The sequence below is a fragment of the Micromonospora sp. DH13 genome (genome assembly GCF_020873825.1).
In the GTDB taxonomy this organism is placed as follows: domain Bacteria; phylum Actinomycetota; class Actinomycetes; order Mycobacteriales; family Micromonosporaceae; genus Micromonospora; species Micromonospora haikouensis.
The window spans coordinates 155,978-180,219 of sequence record NZ_JAHWGR010000012.1; the positions used below are offsets into that span (position 1 = coordinate 155,978).

Below are 24,242 nucleotides of genomic sequence, written 5' to 3' on the forward strand. Positions count from 1 at the left end.
CCCAGCATGCCCGCTGCCGGGTCGGCCCCCGTCAGGCGGGCCGGTCGAGCACCCGGTCGCGGGCCGCCGCGTACCGCTCGCGGACGGCCGCGACGCCGTCGGCCGCGTACTCCTGGGTGCCGGCCGGCGACCAGTCGGGCGCGTCCTGCCCGCCCAGGGCCAGCCAGGCTGCCTGGCGGGCGGCCCCGTCGGCCACGTACTCCCCGGGCGGCGGCACGACCACCGGGCGGCCGAAGACCTGCGGCGCGATGCGACGCACCGCCGCCGACCGGGCCCCGCCGCCGACCAGGATCACCCGCTCGGCCCGGCAGCCCTGCGCGGTCAGCGCGTCGAGGCCGTCGGCGAGCGCGCAGAGCATCCCCTCGACCGCGGCACGGGCCAGGTGCGCCGGGGTGGAGGTGCGCAGGGTGAGCCCGTGCACCGACCCGGTGGCCGACGGCCGGTTCGGGGTCCGCTCCCCCTCCAGGTAGGGGACCATCACCAGGCCGTCCGCGCCGGGCGGGGCGGACAGGGCAAGGTCGGACAGGGTGTCGAGGTCGACCCCGAGCATGGTGGCCGCCGCGTCGAGCACCCGGGCCGCGTTGAGCGTGCAGACCAGCGGGAGATAGCGGCCGGTCACGTCGGCGAACCCGGCGACGGTGCCGGTCGGGTCGGCCGTCGGCGCGTCGGCGACGCTGAACACGGTGCCGGAGGTGCCGATGGAGACGACCACGTCGCCGGGGCGGGCCCCGACGCCGAACGCGGCGGCGGCGTTGTCGCCGGCCCCCGGCCCGAGCAGCGCCCCGCCGGGCCCCCCGCCGGCGGCGAGTGCCGCCGGGTCGAGGGCCCCGGCGGACTGGGTCGGCCCGAGCACGACGGGCACCTCCAGCCGCCGACCGAAGGCGCGTTCAAGCAGGTCGAACCGGTATTCGCCGGTGGCCGGCGACCAGTAGCCGGTGCCGCTGGCGTCGCTGCGGTCGGTGCGCAGCGCGTCCAGGCCGGGCGCGCCGGCCAGCCGCCAGGTCAGCCAGTCGTGCGGCAGGCAGACGGCGGCGACCCGGTCGGCGTTGGCCGGCTCGTGCCGGGCCAGCCAGCGCAGCTTGGTGGCGGTGAAGCTGGCCACCGGGACGACGCCGACGGCGTCGGCCCAGAACCGCCCGCCGGCCTCGCCGCCGCCGGCCTCCTCGATCAGGTCGGCGGCGGCACCGGCGGAGCGGGTGTCGTTCCACAGCAGCGCCGGGCGGACCACCTCGCCCGACGCGTCGAGACAGACCATGCCGTGCTGCTGACCGGCGACGGAGACGGCGGCGACGTCGGCCAGGCCGCCGGCCTGCGCCACGGCGGCCTCCAGCGCCGCCCACCAGGCCGCCGGATCGACCTCGGTGCCGTCGGGGTGGGCGGCGCGGCCGGAGCGCACCAGCGCCCCGGTCTCCGCGTCGCGGATCACCAGCTTGCAGGACTGGGTGGACGAGTCGAACCCGGCGACCAGGGGCATGGCGGCGGCCTCAGCGAGCGCCGAGCAGGTGCTCGACGGCCAGCTGGTTGAGCCGGACGAAGTGGAAGCCCCGCGCGGCGGCGGCGTCGACGTCGTACTCCTCGAAGACGGAACGGTCGGCGAGCAGCCCGGCGTAGCCCTCGCCGTCGGCGACGGTCGGGATGGACAGGTCGCCGACGCGGCTCGCGGCGAGGGCCTCGGCCACCTCCGGGTCGGCCCGGAACGCGGCGGCCCGCTCCTTGAGCAGCAGGTAGGTGCGCATGTTCGCCTCGGCCGAGGCCCACACGCCGGTGAAGTCCTCGGTGCGCGAGGGCTTGTAGTCGAAGTGGCGGGGGCCGTCGTAGGCCGGGCCGCCGTCGGGGCCGCCGTTCTCCAGCAGGTCCACCAGGGCGAAAGCGTTCATCAGGTCGCCGTGGCCGAAGACCAGGTCCTGGTCGTACTTGATGCCGCGCTGGCCGTTGAGGTCGAGGTGGAACAGCTTGCCCTGCCACAGCGCCTGGGCGATGCCGTGGGCGTAGTTGAGCCCGGCCATCTGCTCGTGGCCGACCTCGGGGTTGAGGCCGACCATCTCGGGGCGGGCCAGGGTGGAGATGAACGCCAGCGCGTGGCCGACGGTGGGCAGCAGGATGTCGCCGCGCGGCTCGTTCGGCTTCGGCTCGATGGCGAAGCGCAGGTCGTAGCCGCGGTCGACGACGTACTCGCAGAGCAGGTCGACGCCCTCGCGGTAGCGGTCCAGCGCCGCGCGGATGTCCTTGGCCAGGTCGTACTCGGAGCCCTCGCGGCCGCCCCACATGACGAACGTCTTGGCGCCCAGCTCGGCGGCGAGGTCGACGTTGCGCAGCACCTTGCGCAGCGCGTACCGCCGCACGTCGCGGTCGTTGCTGGTGAAGCCGCCGTCCTTGAACACCGGGTGGGTGAACAGGTTGGTGGTGACCATCGGCACGACCAGACCGGTCTCGTCGAGGGCCTTGCGGAACCGGGCGATCTGGGCGTCGCGGGCGGCGGAGTCCGCGCCGAACGGGATCAGGTCGTCGTCGTGGAAGGTGATTCCGTACGCGCCCAGCTCGGCGAGCTTGTGCACGGCCTCGACGGCGTCCAGCTCACCGCGGGTGGCGTCGCCGAACGGGTCGCGGGCCTGCCAGCCCACCGTCCAGAGGCCGAAGGAGAATTTGTCGGCGGGGGTGGGACGGGGTGCCATGGCAGACCTCCGGTAGCTATTTGTTCAGTGGTTGAATTATTTGGCGGGCATGTGGCACTGTCAAGGGGTGACCCGCCCCGCCCCTGTCCCCGGGGCGGTCCGCCAGGGCAGCCTGCGCGAGCTGAACCTCGCCGTGGTGCTCGGCCGGATCGCCGCCGCGCCCCGCCCACCGTCGCGGGCCGACGTGGCCGCCTCGACCGGCCTCACCCGGGCCACCGTCTCGGCCGTCGTCGACGACCTCATCGCCGGCCGCCTGGTCGCCGAGTCGGAGCCCGCGCCGCGCGCCGGGGCCGGCCGGCCGGCGCGCGGGCTGGTGCTGGCCGGGTCCGGCCCCGCCGGCCTCGGACTGGAGATCAACGTCGACTACCTGGCCGCCTGCGTGGTCGACCTGGCCGGCGAGGTCCGGCACCACACGGTGCGCCGCGCCGACCTGCGCCCGGTCTCCCCCGCCGACGCCCTCGCCCGGCTCGTCACGCTGGCCGCCGAGGCGCGGGCCGACGCCGAGGGGCAGGGCCTCACCCTGGCCGGGGTGGCCCTCGCCGTGCCCGGCCTGGTCGGCGACGCCGGGCTGGTCCGGCTCGCCCCGAACCTCGGCTGGCGGGACGTGGCCGTGCCCGAGCTGCTGGCCGGCCACCCGCCGCTGGCCGGGCCGGTGCCCGGGGTCCCGCCGCTGGTCGTCGACAACGAGGCCAATCTGGCCGCCGTGGGCGAGCTGCACGCCGACCCGACCGGGCCGGCGAGCTTCCTGCACGTCTCCGGCGAGGTGGGCATCGGTGCCGGGATCGTCCTCGACGGCGCGCTGTTCCGGGGGGTACGCGGGTGGAGCGGCGAGATCGGTCACATCCCCGTGCAGCCGCAGGGGCGGCCCTGCCGCTGCGGCGGCCGGGGCTGCCTGGAGCAGTACGCGGGCCAGGAGGCCGTGCTCGCCGCCGCCGGGCTGGACCGGGCGGACCTGCCGGCGGACACGGCCGCCGCGCGGCTGGCCGACCTCGCCGCCGCCGGCCACCCCGCCGCCCTGGCAGCGCTGGCCGAGGCGGGGCAGGCCCTCGGGGTCGCGGTGGCGGGCGTGGTGAACCTGCTGGACCTGGACACCGTGGTCCTCGGGGGCGGCTACGCGCTCCTCACCCCCTGGCTGCGGCCGGCGGTGCTGGCCGAGGTGTCCCGGCGGGTGCTCACCGCCGGCTGGGCGCCGGTCACCGTACGCCCGTCGACACTCGGCCCCGAGGCCGCCGTGGTCGGCGCGGCCGGCTCGGTCGTCCGCCGGATCGTCGCCGAACCGGTCGGCTGGCTCACCCGACAGGGCTGACCTCCCCTTCCGCTCGATGGGCGACCGTCGGAGCCCCTCGGTACCCTTGCCCGAAGGCAAGTTCTCGGCAGCGGAGGAGCGCACGACCAGCATGCACACAGCGCCTCCGACCGGCGCCCGGCCGTGACGACCATCCGACGGGGCGGTCTCGCCGGGCCGGTCAGCGGCGGCGGGCAGGCGTCCCGCCCGACGCACCGACGCCCCGCCGAGCCCCCGCTCCCGGCCGACTCCGGCCTGGCCCGGGAGCTGCTGGACGGGCTCGCCGAGGCGGTCGTCACCACCGACCACGCCGGCGTGGTCACCCTGCTCAACGCGATGGCGGGCGAGCTGCTGCCGGAGCTCGCGCCGGGCGGCGAGCTGGCCGGGTGCGCGGTGTCCGCGCTGGCCGGGGCGGCGGCGGCCGGCGCGGACACGTTCGACGCCGAGCACCACGGCCGGCGGTTGCACGGTGTCCGCCGCGCGCTGCGGGGCGGCCGGTTCGCCTGGTACGTGCGCGACGTCACCGAGGAGCGCGCCCGCACCGACGCCCTGCTGGCCGAGCGGTCGCGCACCACGTTCCTGGCCAAGGCCGGCAGCCGGCTCGGGCTCTCCCTGCACCGCGAGCAGACCCTGCGGGCCGCGGCCACCCTCCCGGTGCCGTACCTCGCGGACGCGGCGCTGGTCGTGCACCGCCCGCCGCCCCCGGCCGGGGACGCCCCGCACTGGCTCCGGTACGCCGAGGGCGACCGGGGCCCGACGGCCGGGGTCGCGCCGGCGGGCCTGCCCCTGGCGGTGCCCGGCCTCGCCGAGGCGCTCGCCGGTGACCACGCCGAGCCGAGCCCCTGGCTCGACGCCGAGCTGGCCGACCTCGGTGCCGTGCTGCCGGCGGGCTTCGGGCGGCCCGGCACCGTCCTGGTCAGCCCGATGCTCGGCGCGGCCGGCGCCGCCGGGGCGCTGGTGCTCATCCGGCGGGCCGGGCGACCCGGCTTCGACGCCCGGGAGATCGAGCTGGCCCGGGAGTTCGCGGCGCGGGCCGGCGCCGCCCTGGCCACCGCCGAGCTCTACGGCGAGCAGGCCCACCTGGCGCGGGTGCTGCAGCACAGCCTCCTGCCGCCCGAGCTGCCCACGATCGGCGGCATCACCCTCGCCGGCGGCTACCGGGCGGCCGGTGACAGCCTGCGCATCGGCGGGGACTTCTACGAGGTCTTCCCCACCGCCGACGGCGCGCTGTTCGCCCTCGGCGACGTCTGCGGCAAGGGCGTCGGGGCGGCCGTGCTCACCGGCCGCGTCCGCCAGTCCCTCCAGACGCTGCGCCTGGTCGAGCAGCGCCCGCTGGAGCTGATGCGGCTGCTCAACCGGGCCCTGTTCGACGCGCCGGACGCAGCCCGGCGCAGCCACTTCACCACCGTCCTGCTCGGCACCCTCACGCCCCGGTCCGACGGGGGCCTGCTGGTCCGCGTCGCGGGCGGCGGCCACCCGTCGCCGCTGGTCGTCCGGGCCGACCGCACCGTCGAGCAGGTCCGGGTGGGTGGCATGCCGATCGGGGCGCTCGCCGCCCCCCGGTTCGCCGAGACGGAGGTCCGCCTCGCCCCCGGCGAGGTGCTGCTCGCCTACACCGACGGGGTGACCGAGGCCCGGGGCGGCGCGGGCGAGGTCGACATGTTCGGCGACGAGCGGCTGCGCCGGGCGGTCGCGTCGGGGGCCGGGCTGCCGCCCGCCGCCCTGGTCGACCGGGTGCTCCAGCTCGTCGACGAGTGGCTCGACGGGCAGGCCCACGACGACATCGCGATGCTCGCCGTGCGGGCGGGCGGCCGGTGACGACCGCGTCCCCCGTCACCGCCGGGCCGGGGGCGGCGGCGGTCGAGGCGTACCTCGCCTGCCTGGACGCCGCCGACCACCCGGCGGCCGTCGAACTCGCCCTCGACCTGCTCGACGCCGGGGCCAGCGTCGCGGACGTCCTGGTGGACGTGGTGGCCGTGGCGCAGCGGGAGATCGGCCTGCGCTGGTCGGCCGGGCGGTGGAGCGTCGCCTAGGAGCACGCCGCCACGCACGTCAGCGAGCTGGTCGTCGCCGCCGTCGGCGCGCGGACCACCGGCCGGCCGGCGCGCGGCCACGTGGTGCTGGCCTGCGTGGAGGGCGAGTGGCACGCGCTGGCCGCCCGCATCGTCGCCGAGGTGGTCCGCGCCGCGGGCTGGCGGGTGACCTTCCTCGGCGCCAGCGTCCCCGCCCGCCACCTGGTCTCCTACCTGCACCAGACCGGGCCGGACGCGGTGCTGCTGAGCTGCGTGCAGCCGAGCCGGTTGGTCCGGGCCGGGCGCACGATCGAGGCGTGCCGCTCGGCCGGGGTCCCGGTGGTCGCCGGCGGCCCGGGGTTCGGCCCCGACGGCCGGTGGGCCGCCGCCGTGGGGGCGGCGGCGTGGGGCGCGTCCGCCCGCGACGCGGCCCGGCTGCTGGAGACGGACCTCTTCGCCGGGCACACCGGCCCGCCGCCCGCGGTGGGCGGCGACGAGTACGCCGCGGTGCTGCGCCGACGACGCGACGTCGTGCAGTTCGCCCTGCGCGCGGTGGCACCGCCCGAGGCGGAGGCCGACCAGTTCGCCGCCGCCGTCGGGCACCTGGTGGACGCGCTGGCCGCCGCGATCCGGGTCGGCGATCCGCAGCTCCTGCTCGACCACACGACGTGGCAGGCCGGCGTGCTGGCGGCCCGGGGCGAGGGCCGCGAGCCGCTCCTGGACGCCGTGCTGGCGGCCTGCGGCACCGTCCTGGCGGACCACCCCCGCGCGTGCGAGCACCTGCGCTGGGCCCGCGAGATGCAAGGAAGGGCCCCCTGTTAACGCTTTCTGTATAGGAAGGGCCCCCTCCTAACACCTGCCGTGCTGGAGGAGGCGCGCCGCGCCGGGCGGCCGTCGGGCGGTGCGGGTCAGGCGGTGCGGGCCACCTGCGGGTCGCCGGCCGACCAGCCGCCGCCCGCGGTGGCGTCGCCGGGCCAGCCGCCCGGGGCCGAGTCCGTCGCCGGTCGGCCGCGCGGCACGCCCCCGGTCGCCCACCCGGCCGGGTGCTCCCCCGCCGGCCAGCCCTGTCCGGGCGGCGGAGTCCACTCGTCCGGCCGGGCCTCGGCGGCTAACTCCGCCGTCGGCGGCTCCGGCGGGTGCCGCAGCCGGGCGACCTCGTCGAACTCCTGGAGCCCGCCGAGCAGGGCCTGCCGCCCCTCGGGGGTCATCCCGGACAGGATCGCCGCCAGCCGCTGCCGGCGGTCGGCCCGCAGCTCGGCGAGGAGCTTCTCGGCCTCCTGGGTGAGGTGCAGGGAGATCTCCCGCCGGTCGGACCGGCCCGGCTCGCGCTCCAGCATGCCCGCCGCCACGAGCCGGTCGCAGAGCCGGCTGGCCGAGGAGAGCAGCATGTCGAGCAGCGTGGCCAGCCGACGCAGGTTGATCCCGTCGTGCTGCTCGACCACCATGACGGCGCGCAGTTGCGCCCCGGAGAGCCGGCTGGTGGTGCGCTCGCGCGCCGCCTCGAAGACCGTGAGCAGGGTGCCGGCCGCCGCGTCGAGGGCGGCGGCCATACTCGCTTCTGGTCCGTGCGGACCGTGTTCTTCGGTCATGTTGGGCAAGAGACTACCCGGCGTCCCTGGTCGCCGGCCCCTCCGAACAGAGGAGTGACGATGAGCGGTGCGGAAGACCGGGCCCGTCGTACCCTGACCGAGGCGCCCGCCGACCTGCTGGTCGACCGGCTCGCCGGGGAACTCCTGCGGTCGTACGGGATCACGGAGGTCGAACTCTTCCAGGTCGACTACCGCCTCTCGGCGCTGCTGCCGCTCACCGAGGGTGAACCGATCGAGGGCCCGGGGCACCCCGCCTGGCGCTGCTTCGACCACCAGGAGCCGATCGTCACCGAGCGGACCGGCTACCTCCCGGTCAGCATGCGCGGCGACCGGCGGGGGGTGCTCCGGGTGTCGCCGCTGCCCGGCGATCCGGCCGTCGTGGGCGAGCTGCTCGGGGTGGCCACCGCGCTGGGCCACGAGCTGGTCGCCGTGAACGAGGGCACGGACGTCTACCGGGCCGCCCGCCGCAGCCGCCGGCTCACCCTCGCCGCCGAGATGCAGTGGGAGCTGCTGCCCGGGCGCAGCCGGATCCGCCCGTCCTTCAGCCTCGCCGGCCAGCTCGAACCGGCGTACGCGGTGCGGGGCGACAGCTTCGACTGGTCCGACGACGGGCACCGGCTGTGGCTGTCGACGATCAACGGGATGGGCGAGGGGGTGCAGGCCTCCGTGCTGACCGCCCTGGCCACGCACGCCCTGCGCAACGCCCGCCGGGCGGGGCTGGGCCTGGCCGACCAGGCCGCCCTCGCCGACCAGGCCGTGTACGCGCTGCACCGGGGCGAGCAGCACGTCTCGGCGCTGCTGCTGGAGCTGGACCTGGCCGGCGGCGTGATGACGGTGGTCGACGCGGGCTCGCCGCGGCTGGTGCTGCTGCGCGGCGGGGAGGTGGTGGAGCAGCCGCTGGAGGCGCAGTTCCCGCTCGGCATGTTCGACGGCACCGACTACCGGGAGCAGCAGTTCACGCTGCGCCGCGGCGACCGGCTCTTCGTGCTCAGCGACGGCGTGGTCGAGGCGACCGGGCAGAACGTCCGGTACGGCGAGACCGCGCTGGACCGGTTCCTGCGCCGGACCGGCCCGATGGAGCCGCTGGACGCGGTGCGGTCGCTGATCGGCGATCTGCGGGCGTTCGTCGCCGGTGACCTGGTCGACGACGCGGTGGTGGTCTGCCTCGACTGGACGGGCCCGCAGCCCTGACCGGCCCGGTGCCCGGGTCGGCGCGACGCCGGCCCGGGACACCCCACGTCCGGTACGCGCCCCGGCTGCGCACCACCGGTCAGTACGCGCCCCGGCTGCGCACCACCGCGCCGAAGGTCTTCCACAGGATGGTCAGGTCGGCGGCGAGCGACCAGTTCTCCACGTAGTAGAGGTCGAGCCGGATGCCGTCCTCCCAGCTCAGGTCGGACCGGCCGCTGACCTGCCAGAGGCCGGTCATCCCGGGCTTGACCAGCAGCCGCCGGGCCACGTCGCCGTCGTAGCGGGCCACCTCGGAGGGCAGCGGCGGGCGCGGGCCGACCAGGCTCATCTGCCCGAGCAGCACGTTGGCGAGCTGGGGCAGCTCGTCGAGCGACCACTTGCGCAGCACCCGACCGACCCGGGTCACCCGGGGGTCGTCGCGCATCTTGAACATGAGGCCGTCGGTCTCGTTGCGGGTCGTCAGCTCGGCGAGCAGGGCGTCGGCGTTGACCACCATCGTGCGGAACTTGAACACCCCGAACTCGCGGCCGCCCTGGCCGACCCGGGTCTGCCGGAACAGCACCGGGCCCCGGTTGTCGAGCTTGATCGCCAGGGCGATCACGGCCAGCAGCGGCAGCAGCAGGGCCAGCGCCACGGCGGCGGCGGACCGGTCGACGAAGCCCTTGACCAGCTTGCGGGCCCCCCGGAACTCGGGGGCCTCCACGTGGATCAGGGGCAGGCCGGCGACCGGTCGGGTGTGGATGCGGGGGCCGGCCACGTCGGTGAGCGCGGGCGCGACGACGAGGTCGACGCCGGTGCCCTCCAGCTGCCAGCCGAGCCGCCGCAGCCGGGTCGCGGTCAGCTCGCCGGAGGCGGTGACGGCCACGGTGTCCGCGCCGATCGCGGTGGCCGCCTCGGGGATGCCCCGGAACGAGCCGACGACCGGCACGTCGCCGAGCCGCTGCGGCACCGGCGCGAGCAGCGCGTCCGGGATGCAGGCGCCCACCACGTGGTAGCCGGCGTACGGCTCGCGGCGCAGCTGGTGGACCAGCTCCAGCACGTGCGCGGTGTCGCCGACCACCAGGACCTTGCGGGACCAGCCGCGCCCCCGGGACCGGGCCCGGTGCAGCCGCTTGCGGGCGGCGAACCGGGCCACCTCCAGGCCCAGCATGCCGACGGCGAACGAGATGGCCAGGAAGCCCCGGGACACGCCGACGTCGGCGATGTAGCCGGCGATGGCGGTGCCGCCGGCGAGGCGCAGGCTGGCGCTGCCGACCCGCCGGTACTCGTCGGCGCCGTAGCCCAGCACCCGGTCGTCGTAGCAGCGCAGGACCTTGAGCGAGAGCAGCCACGTGAGCAGCAGCACGGGGGCCACCACGACGTACGGGATCTTCGAGCCCACCGGCTCCTCGTCGCCGAAGCGGGCGACGTAGCCGATCAGCACCGCGACGGCCAGGACGGCGGTGTCCAGCACGACCAGCATGCGAACGTACGCCCGCTCGTCGACGCGGGCCACGGGCCCGCCCCGGTCAGCCCCAGGCCGCGGCGGCGTCCTGGTGGCGGTCAACAGCGTCGCCGACGTCACCGGCCCTCCCCACTCTGCTGAGAAAGGCCCCGGTCGTTGCTCGGTCTCCCCAACGGGACCGACGGCGCCGGAGCACCTCGACATCTTCTCTTAACAACTATGGCCACCAACTACTTCGGACGTATTGCCGTCAGTTTGCTGGCGGACGGGTGCGACAGGTGGCTTGGCGCAACGGTTTTCCCGCGCGGCGAGCCACCGTCGCTGATTCGGGACTCAGTATGGTGCACGGTCAGCGAGGCGCGTTCGGGCGGAGCGCGATCGCCTTGAGGAAGATGTCACCGATCTTGGTCGGATCCTCGGTGACGAAGTTGCCGCCGCCGGTGACCTTGGTGATCGACTCCAGCTCGGACTTGCTGACGTCGTTGCCGATGCCGATGATCACGACCTGCACCGGCCGGTCCGGGTCGGCGATCCGCTTCAGCTCGGCGAGCAGCTTCTGCTGGGAGATGCCGTTGGCGTCCTCGTTCTTGCCGTCGGTGAACAGCACGATCGAGTTGACCCGCCCCGGCTCCCAGTCCTCCTGCACCGCCTTGTAGGCGGCCAGCATCGTGTCGTACAGGCCGGTGTCGCCGCTGGAGGGCCGGATCGTGGCCAGCCCCTGCTCCAGTCGGCTGCGGTTGCTGGACAGCGGGTTGATCGGCACCAGTTCCCGGTAGTCGAGGCTGCCGACCAGCTCGGTGGAGAAGGTCCACAGCCCGATCGACCAGGAGTCGTCGAAGAGGTTCAGGCCCCGGCTGGCCGCCGCGACCGTCACCTGCTCCCGGGTGGCGTTGTTGGCGCTGGGCACCGGCTGCTTCATCGACCCGGAGACGTCGATGACGCAGAGCATGCGCCCGGACTGGGTGGCGATGGACCAGCTGGAGACGGCACGCTCTATCGCGACGGGGTCCAGGCCCCCCGCGCCGTTGCCACCCGGCGCCGGCGCGGTCGCCGCCCCACCCGCCGGGCTCGGCGCGCCCTGCGGCGCCTTGAAGCCGTCGCCCCAGTTGCCGTCCGGCGCGCGCAGCGACCGCTCGGCCAGCCGGTTGCGGAAGCCCGGCGTGGTGAGCACCTCGAACAGCACCTTCGCGGCGGCCTGCTTCGCCGGCTCGATGCCCGGCAGCACCGCGTACGGGTAGTCCAGCGGCATCGGCGACGGCTCCAGGTAGAGCGCCGCCAGCGGGATCGGCGGCTTCCGCTCGTTGTACGCCATCACGTCCTCCTCCGACAGCGCGGCGGCGCCGAGGCCGGAGGCGATCGCCGTCGGGTCGGAGGAACGCGGGAACCGGGCCAGCAGGTCCTCGCGCAGCGCGGAACGGCCGGTGGCCAGCGCCCGCAGGGCCCCCGTGGTCGCCTGCTGCGCGTCGCCGCCCGCCCCGCTCGCGGCGGCGGTCAGCGACAGCAGCCCCGACAGTCCGGCCGCGTCCTGGGTCGGCTCGACGATCCCGGCGCGGATCGGCTTGCTGCTGCTCACCTGGCGCAGCAGGTCGGTCCAGGTCAGCTTCTTCTCCGGCCAGCCGAACCGGGTCTCGGCGACCGGCTCGGGCACCGCCACCACCACCGGGCTGCGGGCGATGGACGCGCCGTTGCTCGGGGCGAACGCGGTGGCCCCGGCGTTCTTCAGCCGCAGCAGCCAGGTCGAGGAGTCCGGCACCCACACGTCCGGGGTGACCGCCGTGCCACTGGCCTGGCCGACGCCGGCCAGCTGCACCCCGTGCTTGCCGGCCACCGCGGCGGCGACGTCCACCGGCTCGGACTCCGAGACGTTCACGGCGATGCAGGTGCCGCCGACCGCCGCCCCGTCGGCCATCCACTGGGCTGCGGCGGCCTGTACCGCCGGGGCCAGCTCGGGGGCCGCCGCCACCGACAGCTGGACCTGCCCCGAACAGGCGGGCTGGACCAGCCCCCGGTAGCCGAACCAGGCACCCGCGATGACGACGACGAGCGCCGTCGCCGACGCGACTGCGCCCGCTCCGCGGATACCTGACTGCATGCGATGGCGGCCTGACACGGTGACCATCTTGCGGACCCGCTGCTGGTACTGCCACGTCCGTTCGGACGAAAGTTACTCAGGAGAGACAGATGTCATCACTTTTCCTACGCTGAGTGACGACCCGGTGCCCCGAGGTCGCTGACACGCCCCTGATCAGGGCCGGAACCGCTGGCGGTCACGGCAGGACGCAGGTCGGGCTGGGCAGCGCCACGGGCTCCCCGACCGGCGTCGGGACCCCCGTCGCGGCGTCCACCCGGAACACCCGGACCATGTCGGCGCGCTCGTCGGCGACGTACAGGTGCTGGCCGGTCAGCGCGAAGTGCCGGGGCCACTCCCCGCCGGTCTCCACCTCCGCCACCGGCTCGGGCAGCTCTCCGGCGAGGGCGAAGACCGACACCGTGCCGACGCCCCGGTTGCCGACGTAGAGGAAGCGCCCGTCCACGCCGACGGCGATCTCGGAGGGCTGGACGTGCCCGGCGCGGGTGCTGGCGTCCACCCGGCCCCGCTGGTGCAGCGCCCCGTCGGCGGTCAGCTCGTACGCGGTGACCGTGGCGTCCAGCTCGCCGACCAGCCAGCAGCGCCGGCCGTCGGGGTGCCGGGCCAGGTGGCGGGGGCCGGAGCCGGGTGCGGCGTGCACCCGGGGCGCCCGGGGCACCAGCCGCCCGGAGGCCGCGTCGAGGTCGTACCGGTAGACCGAGTCGGTCCCCAGGTCGACGGCGAGCAGCGGCCCGCCGTCCGGTGCCGGGGAGACCATGTGGCAGTGCGCCTTCTCCTGCCGCTGCGGGTCGGGCCCGTGCCCGGCGTGCACCACCAGGTCGCTGCGGTCGCCCGGCGCGCCCGTCGGGTCGAGCGGGAACACCGCCAGGCTCCCGCCGCCGTAGTTGGCCGCCACGAGGTGCCCGCCGTCGGAGGTGACCGCCAGGTGGCAGGGCTCGCCGCCGCCGGTGCCGCGCGAGCCGAGCGGGGTCAGGTCGCCGTCCGGGCCGACCCGGAACGCGCTGACCTCCCCCTCGGGCAGCTCGTTGGCGGCGTAGAGCACCGGCAGGGTGGGATGCCGGGTGAGGAAGGACGGCGACGGGGTCGCCGCGGCGGTGCCGAGCGGGGTCAGCGCGCCCGTCACGGGGTCACGCCGGGCGGCGACGATCCCCTCGCCCCGCCCGCCGCTGGCCGCCGTGTAGCACCCGAGGTGGACGATCGTCTGCTGCCCGGTCATCCGGTCCGCCTTCCGCTGTTGTCCGTCGCCGGCCGTCCCGGCCCGCCGTCCGCGCCCGTCACCCCGGGTCCTTACCCGCATCGGTCCGGATCCCTACCCACGTCGGTCCGGGTCCTTGCCCGCGCGGCCGGGTCAGGCCGGAACCGGCTCGCCGCGCTGCCGGGCGACGTGCTCGACCAGGGAGATCAGCACCAGCTTGCCGGACTGCCGGTCCCGGGCGTCGCAGAACAACAGCGGCACGCCCGGGTCGAGGTCCAGGGCCTGGCGTACGGCGTCCAGGCTGAACCGGCGGCCGTCGTCGAAGCAGTTCACCCCGACCACGAACGGGATGTTCCGCTGCTCGAAGTAGTCGATCGACGGGAAGCAGTCGGCCAGCCGGCGGGTGTCGGCGAGCACCACCGCCCCGAGCGCCCCGAAGGCCAGCTCGTCCCAGAGGAACCAGAACCGGTCCTGTCCCGGGGTGCCGAACAGGTAGACCTGGAGGTCCTCGTTGATGGTGATCCGGCCGAAGTCCATCGCCACCGTGGTCGTGGACTTGCCCTCCACGCCCGAGAGGTCGTCCACGCCGATCCCGGCACCGGTGAGGACCTCCTCGGTCTGCAACGGCCGGACCTCGCTCAGCGCGCTCACCAGCGTCGTCTTGCCGGCGCCGAAGCCGCCCGCGATGAGGATCTTCAGGGCCAGCGGGATCCGCACCCCGGACCCGTTCCGGTCATAGCGCACGGAGTCCATTGACCACCGCCTTGAGGATGTTGTCGTCGGGTAGGAACGCGGTGCCGGCCGGCTCGTGCACCGAGACCAGGCCACGGGCGAGCAGGTCGCCGACGAGCACCCGGACCACACCCACCGCGAGGTCCAGCTCGGCGGCCAGCTCGGCGACCGGGACCGGCCGCCGGGCGAGCTCCACCAGGCGGCGGTGCTCCGGGTGCAGCCGCGGGTGGGCCGCCGGGTCCGCACTCCGGCCGGCGAGCACGAACGCCACCAGGTCGAGGCCGACCGGCGGCCGGACCCGCCCGCCGGTCAGCGTGTACGGCCGGACGACCGGGCCCGCGTCGCCGTCCAACCACTCGTGCTGCGGCCCCGGGGACTCAGCCCGCATCGGCCCCACCCGAGGAGGCCCGGACCGGCGCCGCCAGGTTCTCGCCCACCCGGATCACCAGCATCGCCATCTCGTACGCCACCAGCCCGATGTCCGCGTCGGCCTCGGCGACGACCGCGAGGCACGCGCCCTGACCGGCGGCGGTCACGAAGAGGTACGCCGACTCCATCTCCACCACCGTCTGCCGCACCCCGCCGGCGGCGAGGTGCCGGCTGGCGCCCTTGGCCAGGCTGGAGAAGCCGGAGGCCAGGGCGCAGAGGTGCTCGGCGGCCGTCCGGTCGAGCTCGGCGGAGGCGCCGAGCAGCAGCCCGTCCGCCGAGAGCACCACCGCCTCACGGGCGGCTGGTAGGCGCTCCACCAGCTCGTCGAGCAACCAGTCGAGATCGACGTTCGGCTTCGTCGTGTGCACCACTAGGCGTCCCTCTCAGTTGCGGTCGTGGGTTGTTGCGGGGGCGCCGCCGGGGCGTCCGGTTCCGGTGTCGCGTCGGCGGCGGTGGTCGGGGTGGGTGCGGCGGGCGAGATCGGGGCGGCGGCGGTCGGGGCGGTGCCGTCGCCGACCGCGGGCAGGTCGGCGGCGGTGGTGCCGGCCGCGCCGTCCCGGCGGCCCCGGGCCGTGCCGGCCTGGAGCGCGGACATCAGCCGGCGGGCCTCCTCCGGGGCGCGCGGGGCCGGGGCGTCCTGGGCCGTCGGCCGGGGGCGGGTGGTGGGGCCACGCCGGCGCACCCGCCGGGGCAGGCCGTCGCCGTCGCCGCCCGGATCCGCCGGCACGGAGCGGCTGGGCACCAGCGGCACCACGGCCGTCGACGAGTCGCCGCGTTCCCGGGTGATCCGGGCGGACCGGGGCCGGGGCAGCGTGTTGAGCCGGGTCACCTTGGCCATCCGCCGGTCGTCGCCTGCGCCCTGCGCCTCCCGCCTGCCGGGCGGGCCGGGCGGCGGCTCGCTGGTCACCAGGTCGTGCGGGATCAGCACCACGGCGGTGACCCCGCCCTGGGCGGCCGGCCGCAGCTGCACCCGGACGCCGTGCCGGGCGGCGAGCCGGGCGACCACGAACAGCCCGAGCCGGGCGCTGTCGGCCGGGTCGAACTCCGGCGGCGTCGCCAGCCTGCGGTTGGCCTCCTCCAGCGCCGGCGCGGACATGCCCAGCCCCTGGTCGATGATCTCCACGGCGTACCCGTTGGGCAGGCTCTGCCCCCGCACGGTGACGCGGGTGCCGGGCGGGGAGAACGCGGTGGCGTTCTCGATCAGCTCGGCCAGCAGGTGGATGACGTCGCCGACGGCCCGGCCGACGGTGGCTGCGGGCTGCACGTCGGCGATGTCGACCCGGTCGTACGACTCCACCTCGGAGATCGCGCCCCGCACCAGGTCGACCATCGCGACCGGATTGCGCCAGCCCCGGCCCGGCGCGGCCCCGGCGAGGATCACCAGGTCCTCGGCGTGCCGGCGCAACCGGGTGGCCAGGTGGTCCACCCGGAACAGCTCGGCCAGCTCGTCCGGGTCCTCGACGCGGCGCTCCATCCGGTCCAGCAGGGCGAGCTGCCGGTGCACCAGCCCCTGGCTGCGCCGGGCGATGTTGAGGAAGACCTCGTTGAGCCCGCGCCGCAGGGTCACCTCGTCCACGGCGGAACGGACGGCCGTCCGGCCCACCTCGGTGAACGCGCGCCCCACCTGGCCGATCTCGTCCTCGCCGTACTGCAGCGGCGGGGCTTCCCTGGCCACGTCGACGTCCTCGCCGCGACGCAGCCGGGTCACCACGTCCGGCAACCGGCGCTCGGCCATCTCCAGGGCGGCGTCGCGCACGGCGGTGAGCCGCCGCGCCAGCGACCGGCCGACCCGCAGCGAGAACAGCACCGACGCCACGATCGCGGCGAGCCCGAGCACGCCGGCCACGCCGAGCCGGGCCAGGATGCCGACCGCCACCGGCACCGTCCGGTCGGCGATCGCGTCGGCCTGGGTGAGCTCGAAGTCGCGCAGTCCACGCTGGACCGCCTCCTGGCTGGTCTCCCAGGCGCGGGCGTCCAGCCGCGGCGCCCGGCCGGGATCGGCCCGCACCAGCTCGTCCTGGAGGACGCGCAACCGGACGAACGCCTCGCTCTCGGCCAGCCGCTGGTAGGCCGCCCGGTCGTCCGCCGGCAGGTCGGCCACCGCCGTCTCGGTCAGGAACCGCTGGTTGCCGATGACCTGGACGAGCTGGGTGTGCTCGCCCGTGGCGTAGCGCCCGGTGACGAGCACCCCGGCGAGCAGCGCGTCGGCCTGCCCGAGCAGCTCCCGGGACCGGCCGAGCGCGGTCAACGCCAGCGCCTGCCGGTTGAGGTCGTTGTCGGGCAGGGCGGCCAGCGCGGTGAACGCCTGGAAGGCCGCGCCCACCATGCCGCTGTAGAGGCCGATCGCGCCCGTCCGGTCCACCTGACGGCGGTCGATGAACCCCCGGCCGGCGGGCAGCGCGTCCAGCGCGCCGAGCAGCCCGTCGAGCCGGGCGTCGAGCAGGTCGCCGGCGGCGTCGCGCAGTCGCTCACCGTTGACCCGGCGGCGCAGTTCGGCGACCGCGACGTCGGTGCGTCGCCGCTGCTCGGTCAGCTCCGGCAGCTCGGCGGTGCCGGCGAGCTGCACCACGGTCAGCCGCCGCTCGCGTTGCAGCTCGGCGACGACGGTCTCCCCGGGCCGGCCGAAGTCGTAGAGGAGGGTGCCCGCGGAGAGCAGGTCCAGCGCGGGGCCGAAGGCGAGCGTGGTTGCGAAGATCCACAGGGCCAGCAGCGCGCTGACCGGCGCTACGACCAGGGCCGTCAGCTTCGAGCGGATCGGCCAGTCGCGGGTGTTCATCAGACCTCGCCCGGAACGTGTGGCAGCGGGTGGCACCGGCACCGGCCAGGCTTCGCCGCCCTGGCACCGGGGCACCGGCACGGGCGCCTTGGGCAGGATACGTAATCGTCGGCGGATGCGGTACCGGCCTCTCGCCCGGTGCGCTCGCCCCGGCACGCTCCGCTGTATCGGAGTCCGGACCCATCAGGGCGGGAACCCCCCATCCGTCACCCGGCATCCGCCGATCGCCCAGGAAAGTCGCCCGGATCGGGATTGGCGATCAGCGACCGGAGGGAATACCGGAGGGACGAAGGAGGAGCCATGTCGCCCACGCAGGTAATCGTCATAGTTCTCGTCGTACTCGTGGTGGTCGCGGCCCTGGCCGTCGTCGGCCGGCAGGTCGCCCGCCGCCGCGCGCTGCGGTCCCGGTTCGGGCCCGAGTACGACCGGGTGGTCGCCGAGCGGGACAGCCGCGCCGACGCCGAGCGGGAGCTGCGGGACCGGGAACGCCGGCACGCGGAGCTGACGCTCACCCCGCTCACCCCCGAGTCCCGGGCCCGGTACGCGGCGGCGTGGGAGGAGCTCCAGGTCCGCTTCGTCGACTCCCCCGCCGAGACGGTCAGCGACGCGGACGAGTTGGTCGGCCGGCTCGTCGCCGAGCGCGGGTACCCGACCGGGGACTTCTCCGACCAGATCGCCCACCTCTCCGTCGAACACGCCCGGACCCTCTCCCACTACCGGGACGCCCACGAGATCCGGCTGCGCAACGAGCGCGGCGAGGCCGGCACCGAGGAGCTGCGCCAGGCCGTCGTCCACTACCGGGCGCTCTTCGCCGACCTGCTCGGCGCGGACCCGGTGGGCGCCCCCGTCCCCGGGCAGGGCGCGGACCCGGTGGGCGCCCGCGTCCCCGAGCAGCGCGACCCGGACCAGCAGCACCTGGACCAGCCGCGCCCGGAGCACCGCCGGCCCGAGCAGCACCACCCGGAGCAGCGCCAGCCGGACAGCGCGTCCCGGGAGGCGGAGCAGACGCCGGTCGACCGTCCGCACGACGTCACGAGCCGTTGAGGAGAGCCAGATGCGCCAGGAGCAGCAGGTGAGCAGCGACCACCCCGAGGCCGTCAGGTCCGCGCCGGTGCCGGTGCCGCCCCCGGGCGGGGCGACCGGCGACGCGGCGGCCCGCCGGGGCCGGGACGTCGAGGGCCGCGCCGAGGTGCCCGAGGACGTGCTGGACGACCGGGGCACCTTCGACGACCCGGCCGTGGCCGACGAGCGCGGCGACAGCGCGCCCGAGTTCCACGAGCCGGCCCCGCTGCCGACCGCGTTCGGGGCGACCACGGTCGGCGGCGCGGTCGCCGCCTCGGCGATGGCCAGCGGCCGCCCCGAGGACGAGCGGGACCCGCGCGGCGAGGACACCGCCCGGCCGGGCGACGGCGCGCCGGGCAGGACGGACGCGTTCGACGACGAGCGGGCCGACCCGACCGCCGCCGACCGGCTGCACGACCGGTCCCGGTGGACGACCGACGAGCCGGGAGACGGGCGCACCGGGGCCCGCCACGCGGTCGACGGGCGGGCCGGCGCGGACCGCGACCAGACCGACGCGGTGGTTGCCGGCGCGGCCGGGTACGGCCGACCCGAGCCCGGCATGACCGACCCGGACGCGCGGGACGACGCCCCGTCCGCCCTCGGGGTCGGCGCAGACGCACGTGACGGTGCCGGCGCGCACACGCGGGATGGCGTCGCCGCGGTCACGGCGGCGGCCCGGCCCACCACGGGCGCGGTGCCCGAGGACGCCGCCACGCTCTTCGAGCCCGGCACCGCCCAGGGCTTCCGGGACCGCTGGCGCGACGTCCAGCTCCGCTTCGTCGACGACCCCCGGGCCGCCGCCGGCCAGGCCGAGTCGCTGGTCGGGGAGGCGATCGAAGCGCTGGCCGCCGCGCTCGCGGAGCAGAAGAACAAGCTGGGCGACTGGCAGCAGACCGGCGACGACGACACCGAGCAGCTCCGGATCGCGGTACGCGGGTACCGCGACTTCCTGGACCGGGTGCTCGGCCGCTGACCGTCCCCGCTGCGCGCGCCCCGGCCGACCACGGCCGGGGCGCGTCGGCGTCCGCCCTCTGATTCTTGGACAGTTCCCGTTCGCGGCGAACAGCAGCCGACCGGGGCGACGAGCGGGGCCGACCGGGGTCCGGCGTCGTCGGCATGCCCCCGGCCCTGCGGGGTACGCCAGGGGGATCAGGCAGCACCTGGCGCACAGGAGGGCAGCAGGATGACGGAGCGCGAACCGAACGCGGGGCGACCGCTGGAGGAGAGCCCCGAGGTGGCGGCGGCGGTGGACGACGAGAGCACGGTGCCGCAGCTGCGTACCGGCGGCGGGGCCGACCGGGACAACCCGTCCTTCGCCGGGCCGGGGGAGGCCGTGGAGGGGGTCGGCTCGACCGAGGACCTGCTCGGCGACCCGTACGGCGGGGGCACGGGTGCTGGCGGGGACAACATCCGCACCGGCGCGGAGCAGCCGTGGGACCCGGAGGACCTGGTGCTGGCGCGGGGCCAGGACCCGACCCCGGAGAACATCGAGCGGGCCCGCCGGGACCTGGCCGAGCAGGGCCGGGCGGCGGTGGAGCGGACGGTGCCCTGACCGGCCCGCACCTCACCGGCTCGGGCCTGAGGGCCAGGCACACACCGACCAGGCACACACCGGCCCGGACCTGACGGGCCAGGAACAGGCGGGGGCCCCTGGCCCGACCGGTGGACGGTCGGACCAGGGGCCGGGGGGAACCTGCCGGCGCGGTGCCTCACTCCCGCGGCGGCCGGTAGGCCTTCCGCCTGGTCAGGAGAGCGGCGGGTAGGCGTTCTGCATCAGCTGGGCGAACTGCGCCGGGAACCAGGCACCCGAGATCGGGGCACCCGACAGCGCGCCGCTCATGCTGTTGCCGTTGCGGGCGTTACCGGTGTAGGTCGGGTCGCACATCCGGTCGAAGCCCTTGCCCTCGTTGTTCGGGATCTCGGTGCTGGAACCGTCCGACTCACCCGGGGGCTTCACCCAGACGTAGGCGTCGATGCCCGGCTCCGGAGCGGCCTTGGGACGCTCGCCGAGGCCCGCGCCGGCCTGGTTGCACCAGTTACCGGCGTGGAAGCGCCGGTCGACCCGGCCGCCGTTGACGTAGGTGTCCACGCTGGTCATCGCACCCGGGCCGGTGGGCCGGGCGGAGCCGCCCCAGCCGTTGCGGGAGGTGTCGATCAGCATGCCGATGTTGCTGGCGAAGCCCTTGGAGACCAGCTCGTTGCGGAACGCCTGGGCGAAGGAGAGCTCGTCGACGTAGAAGTTCCAGTCGACCCACTTGGACTGGCGGACGCTCTGGCCGTTCACCGTGTCGGTGACCTTGAAGTACGGCTCCTTGAGAGCCGAGTAGTTCGCGGTGTTCACGATGAAGCCGTGCACGTTGGCCGGGGTGCTGCCGGACGCGCCGGCGGCCTCACGCAGGATCGTGGCGCTCGGGCTGAAGTTGCTGTCCCAGCCCAGCCAGCCGTGGTGGCCGGCGTCGATGTAGTTGTAGACGTTGCCGATCGCGCCCAGCTTCGCCAGGGCGTAGCCCACGCCCTCGACGTACCCGCGGTTGGCCTTCATCGTGTCGCACGTCGCCGTGCCGCCCGGCTTGTCCGAGGTGTTGGTCACCAGGTTGGGCAGCGAGTCGATCTCGATGATGTTGATGATCCGCAGGCTGGAGTACTTCGAGTCGCGCTGGATCGCGGCGATCGGGTCGATGTACTCGGTCTTGTAGCGGGGCAGCTCGTCCGGCTTCAGCTCGCCGTTGGAGGCGAGCGCGGCGCAGTCGCGGCCGGGCAGGTTGTAGATGACGAACTGGATGTAGTTCGCACCCTGGGCCAGCGCGGCGTCCAGGTGGTTACGCACGCCCATGGCCCCGTTGGAGCTGCTGTCCGGGGTGCCGTTGATGGCGGCGATCCGGTCGATCCACACGGCGGTGGGGGTGTTGGACACCCGGTTGCCGCCCGCGACGGACTCGGCCTTGGCCTTCCACTCCGGGTTCACGTACCCCTTGGCGTTCAGGTACGGGTTGTCCACCTTCTGCCCCGGCGGGGTGGTCGGCGGCGGGGTGGTCGGCGGCGGGGTCGTCGGCGGGGGCGTCGTGGGCGGAGGCGTCGTCGGCGGGGTGGTGGTCGGCGGCGGCGTGGTGGGGTTGGTGGTGCCGCCGTTGCAGACCACGCCGTTCAGGGTGAACGAGGTGGGCTTCGGGTTGCTGCCGCTCCACGAGCCGTTGAAGCCGAGGGTCACGCTGCCGCCGCTGGCGATCGAGCCGTTGTAGGACTCGTTCGTGGCGGTGACGTTCTGCCCGCTCTGGCTCCACTTCGCCGACCAGCCCTGCACGACCTTCTGGCTGCTGTTCGGGAAGGTGAAGCCGAGGTTCCAGGACGAGACGGCGTCGCCGATGTTCTTGATGGTGACGCTGCCGGTGAAGCCGCCGGCCCAGTCGTTGGTGGTGTAGTCGACGCTGCACTGGGTCGCGGCCTGGGCCGCGGTGACCGGAATGGTCACCAGACCGCCGGCGACCAGCGCGCCCGCACCGGTCAGTGCGAGCGCCCGGCGACGGCCGGACAGTCTCTTCCTCATACTCATGCCACTGATCTCCTTGGGCGAGACCGGACTCGCGGCCCGGCGGAACGGCGCGCGACATCGAAAGGACATCGACGGCGCCACGGGGGATTTCGGGGGTGCCCGACCCGGACGGGCAGTGTGGTGGTGGTGCGCGACCGGCGCGTGGAACGGCCGGTCGGGCGGCGGACGTCGTCCGGTGGAACCGGTGCCCTCGACATCTGCCTTGCGCGGTGTGGCTCCCCGTACCGCGTGAGGGAATTCTTGCATGGGAGCGCTTCCATGGCAATGGTTCGATGCCGGGCGGCCCCACCCACCGGGGACGAGCGGCCCGGTGAGGGCGTCGGAGCACCGGAGGCGCCGACCGGGACGCCGCACGTGAGCGCCCCTCCCTCCTCGAAAGAGTGCGGGAACGCCCGGCCGGTCGCAACCCCGTCGACCGACCCGATTCATCCGACACATGGCGTCAACCACGCTTAAGCGGCCTTCCCCCTCATGCCCAGGCAAACTGTAAAACACGAATCTTTCCCCTGATAGCTCGCGAACAGGGCTAACGTCGTGGGTAGCTCGGCTGACGTCGGGCTCAGGACGAAGAGGGATGGAGTGACGCAGGTCATGGCAAACAAGATGCTCGGGAAGGTCGTTGCGGGTGCCGCGCTCGGCGGCGCGTCCCTGCTGGTGTTCACGCCGGGGATCGCGTTCGCGGACGGCCACTACGACGGCGAGACCCGCGACGGCAAGGTCTATGCCAAGCCGCACGTCGTCAAGCCCGGCGAGAAGGTCAAGATCCTGGAGATCTGCCCCGAGGCCCAGGAGCACGCCGCCGTCTGGTCCGAGGTGACCGGCAAGGTCAAGCTGCACCCGGCGGAGGAGGACCACGGCTACCAGGGCGAGGAAGAGGGCGCCTGGGCCGAGGAGAAGGCCGGCGAGGAGCACGGCGGGGCCAAGGAAGACGAGAAGGCCAAGGAGGACGAGAAGTCCAAGGCCAAGGAGGACGAGAAGGCCAAGGGCGGCAAGGGCGGCGGCGCCGCCGACGACTCGTCCGGCGAGTGGAGCGGCTACGAGCACGACCAGGAGGCCGAGAAGGGCTACGGGGACAAGTCCGAGAAGAAGGCCGAGAAGGACTGGTCGAGCGAGGACTCCGGCTACGGCAAGGACTCCAGCTACGGCGAGGACAAGGGGTACGGCGAGGAGAAGTCCTGGGAGCACAAGAAGGACTTCGTCTACTACGGCGAGGCGGAGGTCGCCGAGGACGCCGCCCCGGGCCGCTACGAGCTGAAGGGCTCCTGCGCCGAGGGCGAGCTGGTCGTGCTCCCGCGCGGCCACGTCGAGGGCGGTGACGGCGGCGCGGCCGGCGGCACCGACCGTGGGCTCGCCACCACCGGGGCGAGCATGATGGGCGCCGCGGCGCTCGGCGGCATCGTGCTGATGCGGCGGCGGCGGGCCAATGGGTCCCTCGCCTGACGTGACGGCGACACCGGCCGGCGGCCGCCACGGGACACCGTGGCGCGCCGCCGGCGCGGCCGTCGTCGTCCTGCTCGCCATGGTGGGCGCCGGAATGGTCGGCGCCTCCATGCGCGCCGCGCCCACCCCCCGCCCGCCCCAGCCGGTCACCCAGGCCAACCCCGACCGCGTCGGTGGGGTCACGGACGACGGCGGGAACGTCGCCGGTCAGGGGCCCCTCGACGCCGACACGGAGGCGGCGGACGGGGGACAGCCGACGGCCGGCCTGGCCCGGGCCACCCCGACCACCATCAGGATCCCCCGCATCGGCGTCGACGCACCGATCATGACGCTGGGCACCAACCCGGACGGCACCGTCCAGGTTCCCCCGCTGGAGCAGGCGTTGAGCGCCGGCTGGTACTCCCCGGGCGCGAGCCCCGGCGAGATCGGCAACGCCGTCGTCGTGGGCCACGTCGACTCGGCGAAGGTCGGCGGCCCCGCCGTGTTCTACTCCCTCGGCGCGCTCCAACCGGGAGACACCATCGAGGTGGCCCGGGACGACGGCAGCCGCGTCACCTTCACGGTCGACGAGGTGCGGGCGTACCCGAAGGCCGCCTTCCCCACCGAGCTGGTCTACGGACCCAACGACCGGGCCGGCCTGCGGGTCGTCACCTGTGGTGGGCAGTTCGACCAGGCGGCGGGCAGCTACGTGGACAACGTCATCGTGTTCGCCACGATGACCGGCTGACCGGACGGTTCGGCCGTGCGGGGCGCGGCCGGTCGGATGCCCGACCGGC

Annotated in this window: 20 protein-coding genes and 1 pseudogene; 10 read left to right on the forward strand and 11 right to left on the reverse strand. The window is 75.2% G+C overall.

The annotated features are described in order from the left end of the window. Window positions 1–31 precede the first annotated feature (31 nt). Window positions 32–1,474, reverse strand: a complete 1,443-nt coding sequence (gene xylB / locus LPA42_RS14580) for a xylulokinase (RefSeq protein ID WP_077938581.1) — start codon at window positions 1,472–1,474, stop codon at window positions 32–34. A 10-nt stretch (window positions 1,475–1,484) separates the two neighbouring features. Then, the gene (gene xylA / locus LPA42_RS14585; RefSeq protein WP_077938580.1) at window positions 1,485–2,672 is read right to left on the reverse strand and encodes a xylose isomerase; all 1,188 of its coding nucleotides are present in this window, start codon (window positions 2,670–2,672) and stop codon (window positions 1,485–1,487) included. A 49-nt stretch (window positions 2,673–2,721) separates the two neighbouring features. Here xylA and LPA42_RS14590 point away from each other — a divergent pair, with 49 nt between their 5' ends. From LPA42_RS14590 to LPA42_RS14605, 4 genes are all read left to right on the forward strand, one after another. Then, complete coding sequence (locus LPA42_RS14590) at window positions 2,722–3,978, forward strand: ROK family transcriptional regulator (protein WP_176734244.1); 1,257 nt, start codon at window positions 2,722–2,724, stop codon at window positions 3,976–3,978. A gap of 123 nt (window positions 3,979–4,101) precedes the next feature. Beyond that, on the forward strand, window positions 4,102–5,775 hold the full coding sequence (locus LPA42_RS14595) for a PP2C family protein-serine/threonine phosphatase (RefSeq protein WP_228986616.1): 1,674 nt from the start codon (window positions 4,102–4,104) through the stop codon (window positions 5,773–5,775). Beyond that, the gene (locus tag LPA42_RS14600) at window positions 5,772–5,990 is read left to right on the forward strand and encodes a B12-binding domain-containing protein (RefSeq protein WP_228986617.1); all 219 of its coding nucleotides are present in this window, start codon (window positions 5,772–5,774) and stop codon (window positions 5,988–5,990) included. The genes LPA42_RS14595 and LPA42_RS14600 overlap by 4 nt, the downstream gene beginning before the upstream one ends. Window positions 5,991–6,074: 84 nt before the next feature. Further along, complete coding sequence (locus LPA42_RS14605) at window positions 6,075–6,791, forward strand: B12-binding domain-containing protein (RefSeq protein ID WP_255378734.1); 717 nt, start codon at window positions 6,075–6,077, stop codon at window positions 6,789–6,791. A gap of 86 nt (window positions 6,792–6,877) precedes the next feature. On the opposite strand, the gene LPA42_RS14610 is transcribed toward LPA42_RS14605, so the two are convergent. Then, complete coding sequence (locus LPA42_RS14610; RefSeq protein WP_077938578.1) at window positions 6,878–7,519, reverse strand: MarR family winged helix-turn-helix transcriptional regulator; 642 nt, start codon at window positions 7,517–7,519, stop codon at window positions 6,878–6,880. Window positions 7,520–7,618: 99 nt separating this feature from the next. Between LPA42_RS14610 and LPA42_RS14615 the strand changes: the two genes are divergently transcribed. After that, entirely contained in the window at window positions 7,619–8,749 is a 1,131-nt protein-coding gene (locus LPA42_RS14615; protein WP_077938577.1) for a PP2C family protein-serine/threonine phosphatase, read from the forward strand. A 79-nt stretch (window positions 8,750–8,828) separates the two neighbouring features. Here LPA42_RS14615 and LPA42_RS14620 read toward each other — a convergent pair whose 3' ends face one another. From LPA42_RS14620 to LPA42_RS14650, 7 genes are all read right to left on the reverse strand, one after another. Then, window positions 8,829–10,244, reverse strand: coding sequence for a sugar transferase (locus LPA42_RS14620; RefSeq protein WP_228986619.1), 1,416 nt, complete (start codon window positions 10,242–10,244; stop codon window positions 8,829–8,831). Between the two features lie 298 nt (window positions 10,245–10,542). Further along, on the reverse strand, window positions 10,543–12,285 hold the full coding sequence (locus LPA42_RS14625; protein ID WP_077938575.1) for a substrate-binding domain-containing protein: 1,743 nt from the start codon (window positions 12,283–12,285) through the stop codon (window positions 10,543–10,545). 175 nt (window positions 12,286–12,460) lie between these two features. Next, entirely contained in the window at window positions 12,461–13,498 is a 1,038-nt protein-coding gene (locus LPA42_RS14630) for a lactonase family protein (RefSeq protein WP_077938574.1), read from the reverse strand. 132 nt (window positions 13,499–13,630) lie between these two features. Next, window positions 13,631–14,230: an ATP/GTP-binding protein gene (locus LPA42_RS14635; RefSeq protein ID WP_077938573.1), complete on the reverse strand. Its 600-nt coding sequence runs from the start codon at window positions 14,228–14,230 to the stop codon at window positions 13,631–13,633. Next, window positions 14,211–14,597: a DUF742 domain-containing protein gene (locus LPA42_RS14640; protein ID WP_077938598.1), complete on the reverse strand. Its 387-nt coding sequence runs from the start codon at window positions 14,595–14,597 to the stop codon at window positions 14,211–14,213. The genes LPA42_RS14635 and LPA42_RS14640 overlap by 20 nt, the downstream gene beginning before the upstream one ends. After that, window positions 14,587–15,009, reverse strand: a complete 423-nt coding sequence (locus tag LPA42_RS14645; RefSeq protein WP_043966125.1) for a roadblock/LC7 domain-containing protein — start codon at window positions 15,007–15,009, stop codon at window positions 14,587–14,589. The genes LPA42_RS14640 and LPA42_RS14645 overlap by 11 nt, the downstream gene beginning before the upstream one ends. Further along, window positions 15,009–17,414, reverse strand: a complete 2,406-nt coding sequence (locus tag LPA42_RS14650; RefSeq protein ID WP_228986620.1) for a nitrate- and nitrite sensing domain-containing protein — start codon at window positions 17,412–17,414, stop codon at window positions 15,009–15,011. Before LPA42_RS14650 ends, LPA42_RS14645 begins: the two co-directional genes overlap by 1 nt. Window positions 17,415–17,714: 300 nt before the next feature. Between LPA42_RS14650 and LPA42_RS14655 the strand changes: the two are divergent. From LPA42_RS14655 to LPA42_RS14665, 3 genes and pseudogenes are all read left to right on the forward strand, one after another. After that, window positions 17,715–18,254 (forward strand): annotated as a pseudogene (locus LPA42_RS14655) (hypothetical protein); the annotation flags it as partial. Between the two features lie 214 nt (window positions 18,255–18,468). Further along, window positions 18,469–19,449 (forward strand): hypothetical protein, encoded by a 981-nt coding sequence (locus tag LPA42_RS14660; RefSeq protein WP_077938571.1) that lies wholly within the window; start codon window positions 18,469–18,471, stop codon window positions 19,447–19,449. Between the two features lie 210 nt (window positions 19,450–19,659). Next, window positions 19,660–20,028: a hypothetical protein gene (locus tag LPA42_RS14665; RefSeq protein ID WP_043966119.1), complete on the forward strand. Its 369-nt coding sequence runs from the start codon at window positions 19,660–19,662 to the stop codon at window positions 20,026–20,028. Between the two features lie 192 nt (window positions 20,029–20,220). On the opposite strand, the gene LPA42_RS14670 is transcribed toward LPA42_RS14665, so the two are convergent. Beyond that, window positions 20,221–22,026, reverse strand: a complete 1,806-nt coding sequence (locus LPA42_RS14670; protein WP_228986621.1) for a glycoside hydrolase family 6 protein — start codon at window positions 22,024–22,026, stop codon at window positions 20,221–20,223. A 591-nt stretch (window positions 22,027–22,617) separates the two neighbouring features. On the opposite strand from LPA42_RS14670, the gene LPA42_RS14675 reads away from it, so the two are divergent. Both LPA42_RS14675 and LPA42_RS14680 read left to right on the forward strand, forming a co-directional pair. Next, complete coding sequence (locus LPA42_RS14675; protein ID WP_077938597.1) at window positions 22,618–23,466, forward strand: hypothetical protein; 849 nt, start codon at window positions 22,618–22,620, stop codon at window positions 23,464–23,466. Between the two features lies 1 nt (window position 23,467). Continuing rightward, a complete protein-coding gene (locus LPA42_RS14680; protein ID WP_228986622.1) occupies window positions 23,468–24,193 on the forward strand; it encodes a class F sortase in 726 nt (241 codons plus the stop codon). The last annotated feature ends 49 nt before the right edge of the window (window positions 24,194–24,242 follow it).